This is a genomic window from Lacrimispora sanguinis (genome assembly GCF_044987295.1).
Lineage (GTDB): Bacteria > Bacillota > Clostridia > Lachnospirales > Lachnospiraceae > Lacrimispora > Lacrimispora celerecrescens_B.
This window is the reverse complement of record NZ_CP173277.1, coordinates 3,647,155-3,665,019: the sequence shown is the minus strand read 5'-3', so window position 1 is coordinate 3,665,019 and position 17,865 is coordinate 3,647,155. Positions and strand designations below refer to the sequence as shown.

Sequence of the window (17,865 nt, the reverse complement as noted above, 5' to 3'; positions counted from 1 at the left end):
ATTTAATTGCTTACTTTTACGATCACACAGCTGTTCGGTTCATTGACCTTTAGTTCCTTGCCATTCATGACAAGAAGCCCTTTCTTATAATCAACCGTAAAAAATGTGATACTATCTGACTCATGGTTAATGGAAGCAATATGCTTATCATCCGGAAAAACGCAGATATCCTTGGGATAGCTGCCGCTTATGGGAAGACAGCATAAGGCTTCTAAAAGCCCTGTGTTCTTGTCCCGCTCGTAAACCGTAACAGAATTGTCGCCCGCATTGCCACAAAATAAATGGGTTTCATCATTGGACATGCGCATAGAGCATGCCGCAGTAAGCTGGCTCTGCTTTGGCCCGGCGGTGAAAACCGTCTGGATCTTCTCAATCTTTGGCTGCCGCTCGCCCGTCTCATAAGTAAACACATCAATCACATTCTTTAACTCAGAGATAAGATAGAAAAATCTTCCGTCATTGCTGAAACGGAAGCATTTGGGAGCGGATTCCAGCTCGCAGTGCAGAGCATCCACCAGGACCATCTCCTCGTCATGCTCATTAAAACGGTAAATCTTAACCTGGTCAATCCCCAGATCAGCCACCATGATAAATTTACCGTCAGGAGTTCTTCTTGAACAGCTCACATGAGGGCGGAAATTTCTCTCTGCCACGCTGCCAAGTCCTTTATGGTACACTCCGGTCACGATCTCACCTACAGAGCCATCCTCATTCAGCCGAAGCACCGTGGACTTTCCATCATGGTATCCTGATACAAAGATGTACTTGTCATCCGCATCGGTAGACAGATGGCAGCCCCTCATTCCCTTAATATTCGCTGAATTAAGCCTTGTTATGGCCCCATTCTCATGAATTCGGAAGGATACGACTCCTTCATCCGCGATGGAGTACAGCGTCTTTCCATCATTAGAAGCGATCACATAGGAAGCATTATCAACTTCCACCTCGCATCTAGGAATAAAACGGCCCTCTTCCACATCAACATCGTATACAGTAATCCCCTTTGCCTGTCCGTTGTAGGAATAAGAACCTACATAAGCCATATACTTGCCTTTCATCACACTTTTCCTCCTGAAATCTTCCTTGGCATGATCCTCTTAATAAAGGCAAACTTAAGTGTTGCCCGAATCCAGAAAATCAGCCGTTCGACCAGCCGATAAGCGAATCGAACTTCGTTGTGTAAACTAAAACTATCATATCATAAATTTCCTTGTTTGTTAAGGAAAAACTTCCTTAAAAACTATTGACATACAATGAAAAAACAGTATAATGTATTTTGCTGCCTGTTTATCATTACTAAACTTTTTAGTTATATTTATCGTCAGTTAGTATAGGTAAACTTTCAGATTATCACTAACATAAAGGAGGAGCATATGGATATCGGTACAAAACTAAAAGAGCTTCGAGTCTTAAAGGGGCTTACACAGGAAGAACTGGCTGACCGCGCAGAGCTGTCAAAGGGGTTCATATCCCAGCTGGAAAGGGACTTGACCTCCCCCTCCATTGCTACCCTTTTAGATATTTTACAATGTCTTGGGACCTCTGTCGGCGAGTTCTTCAATGAAAGCCCGGAAGAACAGATCGTATTCGGAAAATCCGATTACTTTGAGAAACACGATGCAGAGCTTAAGAATGAAATCAAATGGATCATACCCAATGCGCAGAAAAACATGATGGAGCCGATCCATCTCACCCTGGAAGCCGGCGGTGAAACCTATCCTGATAATCCCCATGAGGGAGAAGAATTCGGCTACGTACTGCAGGGTAATATTTCCATCCATATAGGTAACAAAACATATAAAGCCAAAAAAGGGGAATCCTTTTACTTTGTATCAGACAAAAAACATTACTTAAGCAGCAAGGCCGGCGCTACTCTCATCTGGGTAAGCTCCCCGCCAAGCTTTTAACAGGAGGATAAAGGGACATGGGTCAGCCATTAATTGATTTAAGGAATATTACGAAAAGCTTTGACGGTACCATGGTACTGGATGATTTAAACCTCTCGGTAAAGGAGAACGCATTCGTTACCTTGCTAGGACCCAGCGGATGCGGCAAGACTACAACCCTTCGGATCATCGGCGGCTTTGAAAGCCCTGACAAAGGGCAGGTGATTTTTGACGGGCAGGACATCACCAGCCTGCCTCCCAACAAGCGTCAACTGAATACTGTGTTCCAGAAATACGCTTTGTTTAATCACATGTCCATTTCAGAAAACATTGCCTTTGGATTAAAAATTAAAAATAAACCAAAAGCTTATATAAAGGATAAGATCAAGTATGCCTTAAGGCTGGTCAACTTAGACGGCTTTGAAAACCGCACGGTAAGCTCCTTAAGCGGCGGCCAGCAGCAGCGGATCGCCATTGCCAGAGCAATCGTAAACGAGCCAAGGGTCCTTCTCCTTGATGAGCCTTTGGGAGCTTTGGACTTAAAGCTCCGGCAGGATATGCAGTATGAGCTGATACGTCTGAAAAATGAGCTGGGCATCACCTTTATCTACGTTACCCATGACCAGGAAGAAGCCTTGACCATGTCCGATACCATCGTTGTTATGAACCAGGGTTATATCCAGCAAATGGGCTCCCCGGAGAACATCTACAACGAACCGGAAAATGCCTTTGTGGCTGACTTCATCGGAGAAAGCAACATCGTGCCCGGAATTATGGTACGGGATGAACTGGTGGAGATCTTTCATGCCAAATTCGTGTGCGTGGATAAGGGCTTTGGAATTCATAAGCCGGTTGACGTGGTCATCCGTCCGGAGGATATCGACCTGGTAGCTCCTGAGGAAGGCACCTTAACAGGCATTGTAACCCATTTAATTTTCAAGGGCGTCCACTATGAGATGGAAGTGACCACTCCTGACGGCTTTGAATGGCTGGTACACAGCACGGATATGTTCCCGGTCGGACAAGAGGTGGGCATCCACGTAAACCCATTCGACATTCAGATCATGAACAAGCCGGCTTCCGAGGATGAGGAGGCCGTGGGAATCAATGAGTAAAAAATTATTATCCGGCCCATACATCATGTGGATGATCGGCTTTATCCTGATCCCGCTGGCGCTGATTGTGTATTACGGACTCACGGACCGGTCCGGTGCCTTTACCCTGGCAAATGTCCTCTCCGTAACATCACCAGAACATGCAAAGGCCCTTTGGCTCTCTCTGGGGCTTTCCTTTATCAGCACAGTCCTTTGCCTGATTCTTGCGTATCCTTTAGCCATGGTTTTGCGTTCCAGAGGGATGGGTCAGGGAAGCTTTATCGTTTTTATCTTCATCCTTCCTATGTGGATGAATTTCCTTCTCCGGACCCTGGCATGGCAGACACTGCTTGAAAAGAACGGCGTTATAAACGGCATTCTGACCGCTCTCCACCTGCCTAACCAGAATCTGATCAATACACCGGGAGCCATTATCCTCGGCATGGTTTACAACTTTCTGCCGTTTATGGTTCTTCCTATTTACAACGTACTGATGAAAATTGACGACAATGTGATAAGCGCTGCCAGAGACTTAGGGGCCAACTCGGTTCAGGTTTTGTTCCGGATTCTTTTTCCCTTAAGCATCCCCGGCATAGTAAGTGGTATCACCATGGTATTTGTACCGGCTCTTACCACATTCGTTATCTCAAACCTTTTGGGAGGAAGTAAGATCCTTCTGATCGGCAATGTAATCGAGCAGGAGTTTACCAAGGGAAGCAACTGGAATTTAGGCTCCGGCCTTTCCCTGGTTCTTATGATTTTTATTCTGATCAGCATGGCGCTTATTGCCAAATACGATAAGAACGGGGAGGGAACGGCATTCTGATGAACAGAAAGACTGATTTTATCAAACGATTTGTCCAGGATTTTTACCTGGTGATCATTCTGGTGTTTTTATATGCACCTATTGCCACCATGACGGTGCTGTCCTTTAACAGTTCCAAATCCCGTACCCAGTGGGGCGGATTTACCACCCGATGGTATACAGAGCTGTTCTCAAGCAGTACCATTATGACAGCCCTTTACAATACACTGCTGATCGCATTCTTATCTTCCCTGATCGCAGTCATTATAGGCACCGCTGCGGCCATTGCCATTAACGGCATGAAGCGGGTCCCCCGCTCCCTTTTCATGGGCGTTACCAACATCCCCATGCTGAACGCGGATATTGTAACAGGAATCTCTCTTATGCTGGCATTTATCGCCTTTGGGATTTCTCTGGGCTTTAAGACCATTTTAATTTCACATATTACCTTTAACATTCCGTATGTCATTTTAAGCGTCATGCCTAAGTTAAAGCAAACAGATAAAAGCACTTATGAAGCCGCCATGGATTTAGGAGCCACATCGGTCTCCGCATTTTTCAAGGTGGTGTTCCCGGATATCCTTCCAGGTGTGCTTTCCGGTTTTCTCCTTGCATTCACCATGTCCTTAGATGATTTTATCATCACGCACTTTACCAGGGGAGCCGGCATCAATACTCTTTCAACCCTAATTTACAGCGAAGTACGCCGTGGAATCAAGCCCTCCATGTACGCGCTGTCAAATATCATCTTTATCACGGTGCTGGTGCTGTTACTCATCACCAACTTTGCACCAAAGCGTAAAAAATAATAGGAGAATATTCACATGAAAAAAACTTTATCTAAGATCATGACAGTCGGCTCCCTGTGTGCTCTTACTCTCTCCCTTTTAAGCGGCTGCGGAAAATCCGCCCCCAAGTCGGGAAGCGCCGGAGAGGTTTACGTATACAACTGGGGTGAGTACATTGACGAATCCGTTATCCAGGAATTTGAAAAAGAAACCGGAATCAAGGTCGTTTACGACATGTTTGAAACCAATGAAGAGATGTATCCTGTCATCGAGGCAGGAGGCGTAAAATATGATGCGGTGTGCCCATCCGATTATATGATCCAGAAAATGATCGAGAACAACCTTCTGGCAGAAATCAATTTTGACAATGTTCCAAATATAAAAGAGATTGATCCCAGATACCAGGAGATGTCAAAGAGCTTTGACCCGGAAAATAAATACTCCGTTCCATACTGCTGGGGAACCGTAGGAATTCTTTATAACACAAGCATGGTAGACCCGAAAGACGTTCCAACCAAATGGTCCGATCTTTGGGATGTAAAATTTAAAGACAACATCCTTATGCAGGACAGCGTCCGGGATGCCTTTATGGTAGCATTAAAATCCCTCGGCTATTCTTCTAACACCACCAATGAAGAAGAAATCAAGGAAGCAAAGGAACTGCTAATCAAGCAGAAGCCTCTGGTTCAGGCTTATGTCATCGATCAGGTCAGGGATAAGATGATCGGCGGCGAGGCTGCAGTAGGTGTCATCTATTCCGGAGAAATGCTTTACATCCAGAATGAAGTAAAGGACCTTGGCCTTGACTACTCCTTAGAATACGTGATTCCTGAGGAAGGAACCAACCTTTGGCTGGATTCCTGGGTCATTCCCGCCAATGCGCCTAATAAGGAAAACGCAGAGAAATGGATCGACTTCCTCTGCCGTCCTGATATTGCCAAAAAGAATTTTGACTACATCACCTATCCTACTCCAAATAAAGGTGCCTTTGATTTACTTGATCCGGAATTGCAGAACAACAAAGCTGTTTTCCCGGACGTGGACTCTTTAAAGAACAGCGAAGTGTATAAGTATCTGGGGGATGAAGTGGATTCCCGTTACAATGAAGCCTGGAAAGAAGTAAAATCCAATTAAATGGCCTGAAGCATGATTATAAATGAATAAAAAAGGCAGATGCTTAAAGGGTGTCTCACAGAGACATGTACCATACCCTTTATTCATCTGCCTTTTGTGCCATTATTTTAAACTGTCTGTTCGTCTGGCTCAGTTAGAAAGATTGACTTTTATTTGTTCTATTTCATCGTCTGTTAAACCGATTGATTTAATATAATTCTCTGCTGCTTTGGACAAATCTACCCCTTTCAGGCTGCCTCCCTTGGGAATACCAGCCATCTGCCTCATACTCTCCAGGATGTTATTGTTCCCAATCCGGTCATATTGACCCGGTGAAACAGGCACATGAAAGAAATTAACGAAACTGTCCATATAGTCATCTTTAATCTCCCAATATTTCGCACCCATCAGGGATTCAAGCAATGCGGCAACGAAACCTGTCCTGTCTTTTCCCTCTACGCAATGGATAAGGTAAGGACCTTTCTTTTCACTCATTTCCCGTAAAACAACTGCAAGTTTCTGTTTGAAATCTTCCGATTGTGAATCAAGCCCCATACCCATTGCGTACACATTACCGATATCATTCAGTCCCTTGTAATATGCAAGATTGCCGTTGGTATCGGTTCCCAAATGAGCCGCCACCTCTTCGGCTGTTTCTGAAAGATTAAATATAACCTTAACTCCCGCAGCCTCCGTAAGCCGCATCGCGTATAGATTTCTTCCAATTTCCGGATTAATCGGATTGGATGACCTGTATAGCCTGCCCGGAGCTATACTTCCATAAGTTACTTCACGGAAATTGGCAAACACCTCATCACTGCTATAGTCATCTCGGTTGTTCGTACGTTTCAATTGACGTATTTCGTATTCATCCAGATAACCTCCCTTTTTTGAAAGGGTGATCGTTACATCATCATTAGCTGCCGTCCCGTATGTATCTGCAAAGCTTCCGAGATTTATTGCCAATATGATGTCCTCATTCGCTTTATCCTCAGCTGACGATGCAACGATTACGACCTTCTTGCTGTCTACATCACTATAGGAAGAACATACCGGAACCGCTAAGGACTGTCCTCCAATTGTCACATCCACGATGTCACCATATTGGAATATTTTAAGAAAATCGGGGTTTTTAATGCCAATATATACATTGCCATACTTTTCATGCACCTTTGAAACCTTAACGGACAACTGGTTCTGGGACTCTTGTATTACACCTGCATTTTCATAAGCCATGGTGTAAACAGGCTTAGCACCACTTAAGAATACAGCAATAAATAAGCCAATCGAAATACATCTTCTCCTTTTCATAAAACGCCTCCATATAATATTTTTTATAAACCTCACACATCAAGAATACCACAGAATAAGCATGATGTTAAGCATAATTGAACAACAGACTTTTGTTTAACTGGCAGAAAAAGCGGGCAACCTATTTGGAAGACCTACGAACCAGTTAACGACGGAATTATATAGGAATTGTAATGGTGATCATCTTATGAAAGATAAAAAGGGCAAAGGGTTATTAATAAATAAATCGATAAAGCGATGCAATCCTGATATCAGTACAGGACTAACTGCAGAACAAGTCCGCGACCGTATCGATGCAGGGGCTGTGAATACACAAAGAACGGGTCTGACCCCGACAATCTCCAGTATTATCTCAAAGAACATTTTTACACTGTTCAACTTCATCAATATTTTCCTGGCAGTAATTCTGGTAATTGTCGGACATCCGGAAAATATACTTTTTCTTGGAATTGCCATAAGCAATACGTGTATGGGGATTTTTCAGGAACTAAGGGCAAAACGTGGATTAGATAAACTTTCTGTATTAACCAAGGCCCATGTAACCGTAATCCGGGATGGAGCTGAATATACAGTGGCACAGGATGAGATTGTACTCGACGATATTGTAATACTGTCTATCGGTAACCAGGTTTGTGCAGATGCCCTGGTTGTTTCTTCGGAGCGGCTTGAAGTAGATGAATCCCTTTTAACCGGAGAAGCCGACCGGATTCAAAAATCAAAGGGCGATACTCTTCTATCAGGCAGCTATGTGACTAGTGGTCATGGCTATGCCCAAATAACTGCAATCGGGGAAGATAGTTATGCGCACTCTCTGACCGTGGAGGCAAAAAAAAGCAAAAAGCAGGTTCCTCCGCTTCTTCGTACATTAAACCGTATTATCCTGATTTTGACCATTGTGATACTGCCGCTGGGCACCACATTATTCTACATGAAATATTTTCTGCTTGGAGATACGCTGGAAACTGCCGTACTGGGCTCATCGGCATCTGTATTGGGCATGATACCGGCTGGGCTGATCTTATTAACTGGTGTCACTATGACTGTTGGAGCACTGAAACTGGCAAAAAGAAAGGCGCTGGTCCAGGAATTATACAGTATAGAAACTTTAGCCCGCACAGATGTGCTTTGTCTGGATAAAACAGGAACCATAACAGACGGATCTCTGCAGTTTGAACGGCTGGAACTATATTCCTATGTTTCTGAAAAAGAGGTAGAATTAGCCGTATCTGAACTAATGGGGACTTTGGATGATAAGAATGCAACAGCCACAGCATTGACCAAAGCATTTGGAAAAACGGAAAATTGGGTTGCTGATATCATTTCACCCTTCTCCTCAGAGCGTAAATGGAGCGGTGCTACCTTTAAAGAAAAGGGCACCTATATCATTGGTGCGCCAAACATTGTATTTAGGGGCAGTAATAAAAATTTCTTAGAGCAGGCCAATGCAGAGGCCGCCTTGGGGTTTAGAGTACTGTGTCTTGCGCACTCTCCTTTATCTATTGCGGAAGAGAAACTTCCAGGGGAACTAAGCTGTTTTGCTCTTTTGATTCTTTCAGACCATATACGGGAGAATGCAAATGAGACCTTCCGGTATTTCTCACAGGAAGGTGTGATTTTAAAAGTGATTTCCGGGGATAATCCCCGTACTGTCCAAGCGGTTGCAGAGAAGGCTGGAATTCCAGGATCAGAAAAAAGCATTGATATGAGCCTTGTAGAAAATGGAGCTGACTACGCGGCTATCGCCAAAGAGTATACCATATTCGGTCATGTAACACCGCAGCAAAAGCGGGAACTAATTCGTGGCCTTAAGAAAAATGGCCATACCGCATGTATGACAGGAGACGGTGTAAACGATATTCTGGCAATGAGGGAAGCCGATTGCAGCGTTGCAATGGTCGGCGGAAGCGATGCTGCCCGTTCCGCCTCTGATTTCGTATTAATAACCGACGATTTCGGTGTCATGATTGACGTTTTAAAGGAAGGACGAAGGGTTATCAACAACATTGAAAAAGTTGCAGCGATTTTTCTTTTAAAGACAGCCTACTCTGTTTTGCTTACACTGATTTATATTTTTATTCCATATCCCTATCCGATTGCGCCGCTGCAAATGATGCCGATTAATGAACTTACGATTGGGATACCGTCATTCTTTTTGGCGCTGCAGGCTAATTACTCCCGACCGGAGGGAAAGCTTCTTACAAATAATTTAGAGCACACAATTCCTGCTGCAATAACAGTTGTTTTTAATTCACTTTATATACAATTGGCGAGTATTTTCTTTCATATTCCCACAGAGGAATCTTCTACTATGATCGTATTCCTAATAGGGGTAATGGGCTTTTACCAGCTGTCGAAGCTGGCAAAACCATATACACCGCGCATTAGATTGCTGTTAATTGGACTAATAAGCAGCTTTATTCTATGCTTCGCGCTTTTGGGCAATTTATTTATGTTATCCAGTTTATTCAGCCGTAACGTATTTTTTTATATGCCGCTAGTTTATTTCAGCTATCATGTTCATAGCTTTCTGGGTAATATCTGCCGTAAGGCGGTTGAGGCATATCATATATTGAAAACTGCCGGCTGGCTGAAGCGGAGTGTCCGTGAATAAGCAAAGTTTTTACCAATGAAACAATTATTTCATAAAATGTTAAAAAAGCCGGCGAATCCATATTGGATCAGCCGGCTTCTTAACAGCCTGTGGAAATTTCCCCGTGACTTTTAAACCTTTATTAATAATTGGTAATCAACACCTCGACCGTGACAGCATTTCGTTCCTTAAACTGATAGCTGCAGTTAGAATAGGTGTTATCAATATAATGTACCTGATACCGTTTACTCCACTCGATCAAGAGATCATTGGACAATCCTTTATGATACAGGACGTTGGATAGGGCAAACTTGGTTCCCTGTTCATGAAGCCGGTCCAAAAGCTCCAAAAGAGCCTGCTCCTCTTTTTCCTTCCAGTCCTTGAATCCTCGGTTCCCATCGTTATAATTCCCCGTTGAGATCAGATAAGGCGGGTCGCAGTAAACCAGGTCTTCCGGCCCCAGGCCGGTAAAGTCCAGTTCCATAAAGTCCAGGTTAGAAAACTCAATGTTCTTCTCGTGGAGAGCTTGGCAGAACTCCGTTAAATTCTTTTCAATGCTGCCGTTAAAGGAGCTTCTGTTCCTCCCAAAGGGCGAATTGAATTCATGGCTGTTATTAAAGCGTATCTGATGATTAAACGCATAACAGGCCAGGACAAACAACTCCGTTAAATCCTTTGTTTTGTTATAATCTGAACGAAGAGCATAATATCCCTCCCCGTTCTGCTGGGTCAGCTCATATTTTGAGATCAGGCCCTGAATCCTCTCCAGAATTTCCTTGATGTCAGTGGAACGGAACATCTGATACAGCTCGATCAGATACATGATCTGGTCATTGCAGACGATCTGCTTGGCGTCCACATTGATCCCTACGTTGAAGCCCCCTGCAAAGACATCCACAAATGTTCTGATATCCTTTGGAAACGCCTCAAAAATAGGCTCCAGAATCTTGAATTTCCCTCCAGTATAATTTAGAGGACTTTTTATGTACATGGCGGCACCTGCTTTTCCATATAGAACAAAAGCTCACGTAACCGTTCTGTCTCCTTCACCTTCCGGCTCTTATATCTCCGGTAAGGGATCTCATAGATCTGGAAGGTCTCCGGCTTCCCGTACTTTTTCATGGCTTTCTCAATCTCATCTACCGTCATAAGTCCGTCCGTACTGTAGCTTAAGATGATATACTTAAACTGTGCATTCTCAAGCAATTCCTCAAACGCCAAAACCGCCCTGTTCTTCATACAGAACTCTGATTTCTGCCCTTCATCAGGCCGTTGGCCGGTAACTCCCCGCACCACTGGATAATCATATCTGGCTGCTGTCTCAAGGACGTGGTAATTGGAAAGATACTGGCGTGCATTATAGGGAGGATCAATGTAGAGGATGTCCCCCTTAAGATGCTTTAAAAGATCCGCTCCGTTTTCATTGAAAGAACGGTTCTGCTTTCCATTGTGTGTCACGGCCAGCCGGTACAGTTCATACCGTTTGTAGCTTCGCCTCTCCCAGTCTTTGTGAAATGCGCCATAAGTTCCTGAGGTATTGGAGACAAAGGGGATTCCCTCCACAATACAGGCGACCAGATAATAATACTCGTCCTCACTAAGCAGTCCGGCAGTCTTCCAGTCTTCCACCGTGCACCTGGCAAAGTCAATGCGCAGAGCATTCTCGTCATTTAAATACATGCGGCCGCCTGTGGGAGCATAGGTATTCTGAAAAAACCGGCGCTCCTTCGGCAGCTCCTCTAAATCCTTTTTTTCCCTGCCGTTAAAAAAATCTATGGGATCCTCGATCCCGGTTTCTTCCTGCAAACGGACAAATTCCGGCACACTGTCATTCTCAACGGTAGCCCTCTGCAGCACATAGGAAAAGTACAGCAGGTCATTGGAACAGACCTGGTACCACTGTTTAAAATATCTGGCAACCGTTGCGGTTCCAGAAAATATATCACAAAAGCTCTCCGCTCCCGGTGCCTTTTCATCAATCACTTGCTTAATCTGGTCCAGCAGCAATGTCTTGCTTCCAATAAATCTCATTCTTTTCTTGCTCCTATTTCATTTTAACCTGCCTATCATTATAATGTAAAATCATAAAAAACACAAGAAAAGTTGAGCTTTCTAAATTCCTTTGCCGCTCGACCCGTAATTTTTCTTCTTTCGCTGCCTTTTAAAGCGGTACATCCTTTCATCTGCTATATTTAAAGCGGCTTCCGGAGACAGTTCCGTCCCTGTTTCAACATAAACCACTCCATAGCTGATGGACATTGGATAGACCTTCGCAACATCGGCCAGCTTCTTATCAATCAGGCCCATCTTTTTCTTCGCCGCCTTTTCATCACAGCCCCGGAACAGAACAATAAACTCATCGCCTCCGAACCGGCATGTAATGTCTATATCCCGGGCGGAGTCCATAAGCACTTGAGAAACTGACTTTATATATTCATCTCCGTACAAATGTCCGTACAGGTCATTGATATTTTTCAGCCCATCCATGTCGATCATGCAAAGGGAAAAGGGAATGCCTTTTTGAATATAAGAGTCAATGGTACGAAGGCCGCTGCGCCGGTTATCCAACCCGGTCAGTTCATCCTTATAGGCCATGACCTCTAAGAAGGCTTCATTTTCCCTCTGATAGGTAATATCCGTCATGAGATGGACCACCGCCTTTTTCTCCTCCCACACCAAAGAATAGGACCTTACCTGAAAGGTCTTATTCCTGGAACACTTGAATTCATACCGCAATTCCTGTTCCAGACCGGTATGGGACTTTAAGCGGGCCATTAAAGGGCAATCTTCTCCCCCGCAGGCAAATTGCCGTGTTCCAGGGTCATAAAACCGTTTTCTGGCTGAATCATTGGTATATAATACCGATCCATTCTCTTCTTCTATAACAACAACCCATTCCTTCAGACTGTCCATAATGAATATCAGCAGTCTATTAAACCTCTTGATCTTTTCCGCCTGCTCTTTCAGCTCACTTTCCCTTATTTCCAGCTGTACCACCATCTCATTAAATGCCTGGGAAAAATCTCCCATAAAATTCACCCGCTGCTTATAATCTCCCTTGATCACCTGTTCGGTCTGCCACGCCAGATGCTTTAAAGCAGCATGAAGCTGTTTTAATTCACCTGCCTGAAAATTGTGACGATCGGGCAGAGGAACATTTAAGTTCCCTTCCGCCAGGTTCTTAAGAAGCTCATTGGATTCTATAAGACAGTGAGAAAGGTAGAAAACCGCCTGCTCCAGATCTGAGTATACCTGTGTTTTCTCCTCCAGCTCCCCGAAAACCGGCTTATTTAAAATAATATTGCGAATCTGCTCCAAAAGAACAGACGCATCTTTTTCTGTCATTCACTACACCTTCGCCTGTTGATCGACATTAGCCTCAAATCTGCATACACGTGCTCCGCTGGCCCAGCAATCAACCTCTTTTACAAGATAATCCTTTCCCGTGTATTCCCTTAAAACGCCGGAAAGAAATCCTTCGTCATAATTACACACTTGATCTCCTGTCACAGGGATTCCGGAACAATCCAGGTCTTCCCCAACAGTCAGGACTATATCCCCGGTACGGGGATCAAACTTTTCGATTCTTAGAATGCCTACTTTGTGTACCTCAAGGCTATTTTGCAGGGACGCAAGGAAGTCATTGAACGGAAGAGTCAGATCTAACATATGTAAGGCAAATTCTCTTCCGGAAAGCTCTCCTGCCCTTCGAAAAAGCTCTCTTGCCATATCTTCACTGAATCTCCGTGACAACTCGCTTCTTAAGGAATACTGGAACAGCCTGTACATCATAACTGGCATCCCTTCTCCCAGATTCCTCCTCCCTTCCGCTATATTCCCTATCATGCTCCAGGAAAAATCTTTTTCTTCTCCTATATGAAAATTATTGAACATATGCCTCCCCCCTGTATCTTCGCCTGCACAGCCCGATTGCTTCGCCCTGGTCCAGTTACTTATACATACATATTTTAAGCATATCTTGTCTGTGCATCTGCAAAATGATAAAGTCAACCATAATATATTATAATAAAAAATCTGACATATTTCAACAAAAAAATGGTAACAGAAATTTTCTGTAACCAGAATAAATAAGTAACAGAATAATATAAGGAGAAGTCATCTTGAAAACTTATGCCGATCCATGTTAAAATAAAGGAATATCCAATGAAAGCAGGAAAGAGGGTGATGATATGAAGATACAGGAATCTGCCGAAAACTATCTGGAAACGATCCTGATGCTTAAGAAGCGCAACGGCTATGTGCGCTCCATAGACATTGCCGAAGAACTGGACTTTTCCAAACCAAGCGTCAGCGTGGCAATGAAAAATCTCCGGGAAAACGGGTACATCGGGATAGACGAAAACGGACACATCACTTTGCAGGAAAAGGGGCTGGAAATCGCAGAAAAGATATACGAACGCCACACCTTGCTTTCAGAGTGGCTGATTGCCCTGGGGGTGACTCCTAAAACCGCACTGGAGGATGCCTGCCGGATCGAGCACGTAATAAGCGCGGAAAGCTTTACAGCCATTAAAGCTCACGTACATGGCGAAGAGGAAGCATAAAAAGGAAAACAAAAAGAGCAGTCAGGCCAAATCAAGCCGACTGCTCTTTCTATGTTGGAGGGTCGTTACATCCATTCCTTATAACGGTGTATATATACTTTTTTCATCATCTGCACGGCTGCAAGATAACCGGTCAGGTTCAAAGCAAGCCATGGAATAAACCGCGCCGGCAGGGGGGGGGGAAGCCGCATATCTTCCACTGCAGTTGCATAGGTGGATTTTATAACTATAGATCTGGTAATATTTGGATTATTTGCCGTTATTAGAAACGTCATATAATAAATATATGATAAGCAAAGGAGTATTGTACAATGCCGAGAAGAGGAGAAAATATTTATAAACGCAAAGACGGCCGTTGGGAAGGCAGGAGCTTAAAGTCGGATGGAAGGTATCGCTATTTCTACTCAAAAACCTACAAAGGCGTTAAAGAAAAGATGAAAAATTACCAGGAAATACAGGAATCCGCTCGAGAGAAGTCATCCTGGAATGGCAATGATGTCTGCTGCTTATTTGAGGTATGGCTGGAGGATACCGCCCTTCGGGTTAAACCCTCCACTTATGAAAGCTATTACCGATGCATGAATAACTATGTGATTCCTTTTTTTAAGGAGGAAGAGAATCAGCAAATTACGGAAGACTCTGTTTTTTGTTTTGTAAAAATGATAAGAGAAAATACCGGACTGGCGGATTCATCTAAGAAAAAATATCTTACTATTTTTAAAATAGCTTTAAAAGAAATCCTGAAAGGGGCGCCGGAGGGTCTTTCCATTATTGAGCAAGTGAAAGTTCCAAAGCCCGAGGACAAGGAGGTTAAGGTATTTTCCTTAAAAGAGCAAAGGCTCATAGAAAATGCGGCACTGAATTCCAAAGACAAACGTGCAACAGGAATCATCCTGTCCTTTTATACAGGCATCCGCCTTGGAGAATTATGTTCCCTTAAATGGGGAGATATTGATATGGAAGCCGGTACCCTGTCCATAGCACGGACCGTATCCAGAATAAAACGTTTTGAAGAGGGTGAAAACAAAACATCTTTGCAGGTGGGCGCTCCAAAAAGCCGCAAATCCTTAAGGAAGATGCCCCTGCCGGATTTCCTGTTAAAAATGTCAGAAGAGCGGGGAATTTCTCATGCAAGCCCAGACCATTATATCTTTTCTGACGGGGATACTCCCTTAGATCCCCGCTGCTTTCAAAAGCTTTATAAGAAATTATTAAAAGAAGCTCATGTGCAGGACAGAAAATTTCATGCCATCCGCCATACCTTCGCCACCCGGGCCCTTGAGATGGGAGTGGATGTGAAAACCATCAGTGAACTATTGGGCCATTCCAGTGTATCAATTACTCTTAATGTATATTCCCATTCCCTTATGGAACAAAAAAAGGCAGCCATTGAAAAGTTTAACCATATGTATCTTTTAAATATGGAAACCGCAGCCATCGCACCTGATCCTGTCCCAGCTTTCAAAAAAATTACATAAAAAAACGACCCGGTTGTATTGCGGGTCGTCATGTTATTATTTAACTATAAGGCTACTCCATGGGGAACCTGTCCAGCACAAGAGAATAAAGCTTTTCCATGGTTCTCCAATTCCGTACCGTTGCCGGACCGCCAATCAGAGACAGCTTGGCCGCAAGCTTGGAATTGCGGATGCTGTGGCGAAGCAGAAGATAAATATCCCTGCCCTGTATCCGGTAATCATCAAACTCTCCTGCAAAGGGCTTTAAGCGTTCCGCTTCCGTCTCAAGGGGCGCCTGATGAAAAAGGCAGACATAAAAGCTCTCTCCTTCTGAATTTAGAGCCTCCGCTTCCATCCTCTCACGCTCTGTATAAGGACAGTTTCTTATTATTTGCTCCAACTGGCCGGAGGTTCTTAAAATCACACTTACGGAAAAACCGAATTTTTCCCTGATTTTGTTCTCAATTTTCTCCTTTAACTTCTCTTCCCCATCCTCTGCCTCAAATATGACATTCCCGCTTTGAATATAAGTCTCAACCCGGGTAAGGCCCGCCTCTTCTAACAGCTGTCTCAACTCTGCCATTTTTATCTTGTTTTTCCCGCCCACATTAATTCCCCGGAGCAGTGCAGTATAAATGGTCATCATACATCCATCCTCTTTCCCGGTCTTATTTTCTATAAAATAATATTTGCCTGATTTCGTCCTTCAGACTTTGACTTATAAAGGGCCTCATCCGCCCGCCTTAATGCTCCGTGAAAATCTTCATCTCCTTCCTTAAAAAAGGAAAAGCCGATGGATACGGTAATCCTGATCTCCTCTTGGTGATCCAGTATCTTCAAAGAGGACACAGAAGTCAAAAACTTGCTTCCAAAATCCAGTATATGCCTCTCTTCCATGCCATTAAGGATGATGATGAATTCATCGCCTCCCCAACGGATAATCTTATCCGTGCTTCTTAAGGTACCTTTCATTACATTAACAAATTCCGCAAGAGCCATATCCCCTGCGGAATGGCCGTATTTATCATTAATCCCTTTAAAATGATCCACATCGCACATCATAATTCCGGGACTTAAACCTGTTCGTTTAAACTCTTTAAAAGCATTGGTCAAATCATTGGTCCCGCTTCTCCTGTTTCCTGCCTTTGTAAGGACATCCTGATTAAGCTCAGATTCCATTGCCTTTTTCGATTGGCGGTAATATATTTTCTCCAATAAGGAAACAGAAATCATGCTGACGATTACTATAACAATAAGCAATAATACCAAAAAAATGGTAATCCTGGATACCAGCTCTTTGCTTTCCTTATTCGTCTGGTCAACATAGGGCTGCAGATCATCAAGATACACTCCCATGGCAATCACCCAATTATAATCCTTATATAGCTTGGCATAAGAAAGCTTCTTAGATACCTTATCACTGCCTGGTTCTTTGAAATAGTAAGAGGAAAACAGCTCTCCATCCTTATTAATTCCCTGAAGCTCAGTCAAATATGGATGATTTCCTGCAATATCAGTCATATCCGTTGAAAGATACATTCCTTCTGTTTCCGGCATGTTGGGATGGATCCTACGGATGGCATAGTTTTTACCGCCTTGATAATTCTGTATTTCATTAATCCAGATGTAGGAATTTCCGTCAAATTTCGAATTTCTGATCACATTGGTAATGTCCGCCTTAACAAGCTCTTCTACATAACTTTTGGTGAGTCCAAAAAGGAATGAATCATCTCCGTGAATGAAAACCCGGTAAGAGGATAAATCGGAGGTATTGGCTTTAAGAGTATCCTTCCAGGTGGCTCCTGCAAGATTTTCCGGATCATAAATCACTTTATTTTCCTTATTGTCCCATACAATCACGGTCATAAATTTATAATCCGGTTTATCCCGGAAAAATCCGATGAAGAAATCATTGAATTCAGAGTCCGGAAGATCCTTTTTCATATTAATAATATCAGCCGTTCTGGATACAAAGGTTTCCATGTAGGACGATTTGGCAGCCCGCCTTAATTCAATTTCAGAAATCAGGTTATTGACCGTATCCTTTAGAAAATCTTTCTTTAAGTTATAGATCGCTTCTTCTGACTTTTCAATATAAATATCGCCGACCTTGTCAATAGAAAATAAATAAAAGTATACCATGACAGCGCAGATAATGCTGATGATTGTGGATAGAAATATTGTGTATTTACGCCTGATAACGCATTCCTCCTTCATTGGAATGTATTTTTTTCATATCATGTAAGCACTTTTCAT

The 17,865-nt window shown here is 43.4% G+C and carries 16 protein-coding genes; 8 read left to right on the top strand and 8 right to left on the bottom strand.

From position 1 onward, the window contains the following. Nucleotides 1-2: 2 nt before the first annotated feature. Nucleotides 3-1,058: a beta-propeller fold lactonase family protein gene (locus ACHZES_RS17050; RefSeq protein ID WP_038277485.1), complete on the bottom strand. Its 1,056-nt coding sequence runs from the start codon at nt 1,056-1,058 to the stop codon at nt 3-5. A gap of 315 nt (nt 1,059-1,373) precedes the next feature. Here ACHZES_RS17050 and ACHZES_RS17045 point away from each other — a divergent pair, with 315 nt between their 5' ends. The 5 genes from ACHZES_RS17045 to ACHZES_RS17025 are packed head-to-tail and all read left to right on the top strand — an operon-like array spanning nt 1,374 to nt 5,707. Then, on the top strand, nt 1,374-1,907 hold the full coding sequence (locus ACHZES_RS17045) for a helix-turn-helix domain-containing protein (RefSeq protein WP_038277484.1): 534 nt from the start codon (nt 1,374-1,376) through the stop codon (nt 1,905-1,907). Nucleotides 1,908-1,924: 17 nt separating this feature from the next. After that, the gene (locus ACHZES_RS17040; protein WP_038277483.1) at nt 1,925-3,001 is read left to right on the top strand and encodes an ABC transporter ATP-binding protein; all 1,077 of its coding nucleotides are present in this window, start codon (nt 1,925-1,927) and stop codon (nt 2,999-3,001) included. Next, nucleotides 2,994-3,806 (top strand): ABC transporter permease, encoded by an 813-nt coding sequence (locus ACHZES_RS17035; protein WP_154526480.1) that lies wholly within the window; start codon nt 2,994-2,996, stop codon nt 3,804-3,806. Before ACHZES_RS17040 ends, ACHZES_RS17035 begins: the two co-directional genes overlap by 8 nt. Continuing rightward, a complete protein-coding gene (locus ACHZES_RS17030) occupies nt 3,806-4,594 on the top strand; it encodes an ABC transporter permease (RefSeq protein ID WP_395547033.1) in 789 nt (262 codons plus the stop codon). Before ACHZES_RS17035 ends, ACHZES_RS17030 begins: the two co-directional genes overlap by 1 nt. 15 nt (nt 4,595-4,609) lie before the next feature. Next, nucleotides 4,610-5,707 carry a PotD/PotF family extracellular solute-binding protein gene (locus ACHZES_RS17025; RefSeq protein ID WP_038277480.1) on the top strand — a complete coding sequence of 366 codons (1,098 nt, stop codon included), beginning with the start codon at nt 4,610-4,612 and terminating at the stop codon, nt 5,705-5,707. 129 nt (nt 5,708-5,836) lie between these two features. On the opposite strand, the gene ACHZES_RS17020 is transcribed toward ACHZES_RS17025, so the two are convergent. After that, nucleotides 5,837-6,997: a tyrosine-protein phosphatase gene (locus ACHZES_RS17020; RefSeq protein ID WP_395547034.1), complete on the bottom strand. Its 1,161-nt coding sequence runs from the start codon at nt 6,995-6,997 to the stop codon at nt 5,837-5,839. A 187-nt stretch (nt 6,998-7,184) separates the two neighbouring features. On the opposite strand from ACHZES_RS17020, the gene ACHZES_RS17015 reads away from it, so the two are divergent. Beyond that, nucleotides 7,185-9,608 carry an HAD-IC family P-type ATPase gene (locus ACHZES_RS17015; RefSeq protein WP_395547035.1) on the top strand — a complete coding sequence of 808 codons (2,424 nt, stop codon included), beginning with the start codon at nt 7,185-7,187 and terminating at the stop codon, nt 9,606-9,608. Nucleotides 9,609-9,729: 121 nt separating this feature from the next. Here ACHZES_RS17015 and ACHZES_RS17010 read toward each other — a convergent pair whose 3' ends face one another. From ACHZES_RS17010 to ACHZES_RS16995, 4 genes are all read right to left on the bottom strand, one after another. Continuing rightward, on the bottom strand, nt 9,730-10,578 hold the full coding sequence (locus tag ACHZES_RS17010) for a DNA adenine methylase (RefSeq protein WP_395547036.1): 849 nt from the start codon (nt 10,576-10,578) through the stop codon (nt 9,730-9,732). Beyond that, a complete protein-coding gene (locus ACHZES_RS17005; protein WP_395547037.1) occupies nt 10,569-11,618 on the bottom strand; it encodes a DNA adenine methylase in 1,050 nt (349 codons plus the stop codon). The genes ACHZES_RS17010 and ACHZES_RS17005 overlap by 10 nt, the downstream gene beginning before the upstream one ends. Before the next feature lie 81 nt (nt 11,619-11,699). Beyond that, complete coding sequence (locus ACHZES_RS17000; protein WP_038277476.1) at nt 11,700-12,932, bottom strand: GGDEF domain-containing protein; 1,233 nt, start codon at nt 12,930-12,932, stop codon at nt 11,700-11,702. 3 nt (nt 12,933-12,935) lie between these two features. Continuing rightward, a complete protein-coding gene (locus ACHZES_RS16995) occupies nt 12,936-13,481 on the bottom strand; it encodes a V4R domain-containing protein (protein WP_038277475.1) in 546 nt (181 codons plus the stop codon). A gap of 296 nt (nt 13,482-13,777) precedes the next feature. On the opposite strand from ACHZES_RS16995, the gene ACHZES_RS16990 reads away from it, so the two are divergent. Further along, nucleotides 13,778-14,152, top strand: coding sequence for a metal-dependent transcriptional regulator (locus ACHZES_RS16990; RefSeq protein WP_038277474.1), 375 nt, complete (start codon nt 13,778-13,780; stop codon nt 14,150-14,152). 311 nt (nt 14,153-14,463) lie between these two features. Beyond that, nucleotides 14,464-15,630 (top strand): tyrosine-type recombinase/integrase, encoded by a 1,167-nt coding sequence (locus tag ACHZES_RS16985; protein WP_395547039.1) that lies wholly within the window; start codon nt 14,464-14,466, stop codon nt 15,628-15,630. Between the two features lie 52 nt (nt 15,631-15,682). Here ACHZES_RS16985 and ACHZES_RS16980 read toward each other — a convergent pair whose 3' ends face one another. Next, nucleotides 15,683-16,255: a DUF1697 domain-containing protein gene (locus ACHZES_RS16980; RefSeq protein WP_395547040.1), complete on the bottom strand. Its 573-nt coding sequence runs from the start codon at nt 16,253-16,255 to the stop codon at nt 15,683-15,685. 29 nt (nt 16,256-16,284) lie between these two features. Next, nucleotides 16,285-17,826: a diguanylate cyclase gene (locus ACHZES_RS16975; RefSeq protein ID WP_051834987.1), complete on the bottom strand. Its 1,542-nt coding sequence runs from the start codon at nt 17,824-17,826 to the stop codon at nt 16,285-16,287. Nucleotides 17,827-17,865 lie beyond the last annotated feature (39 nt).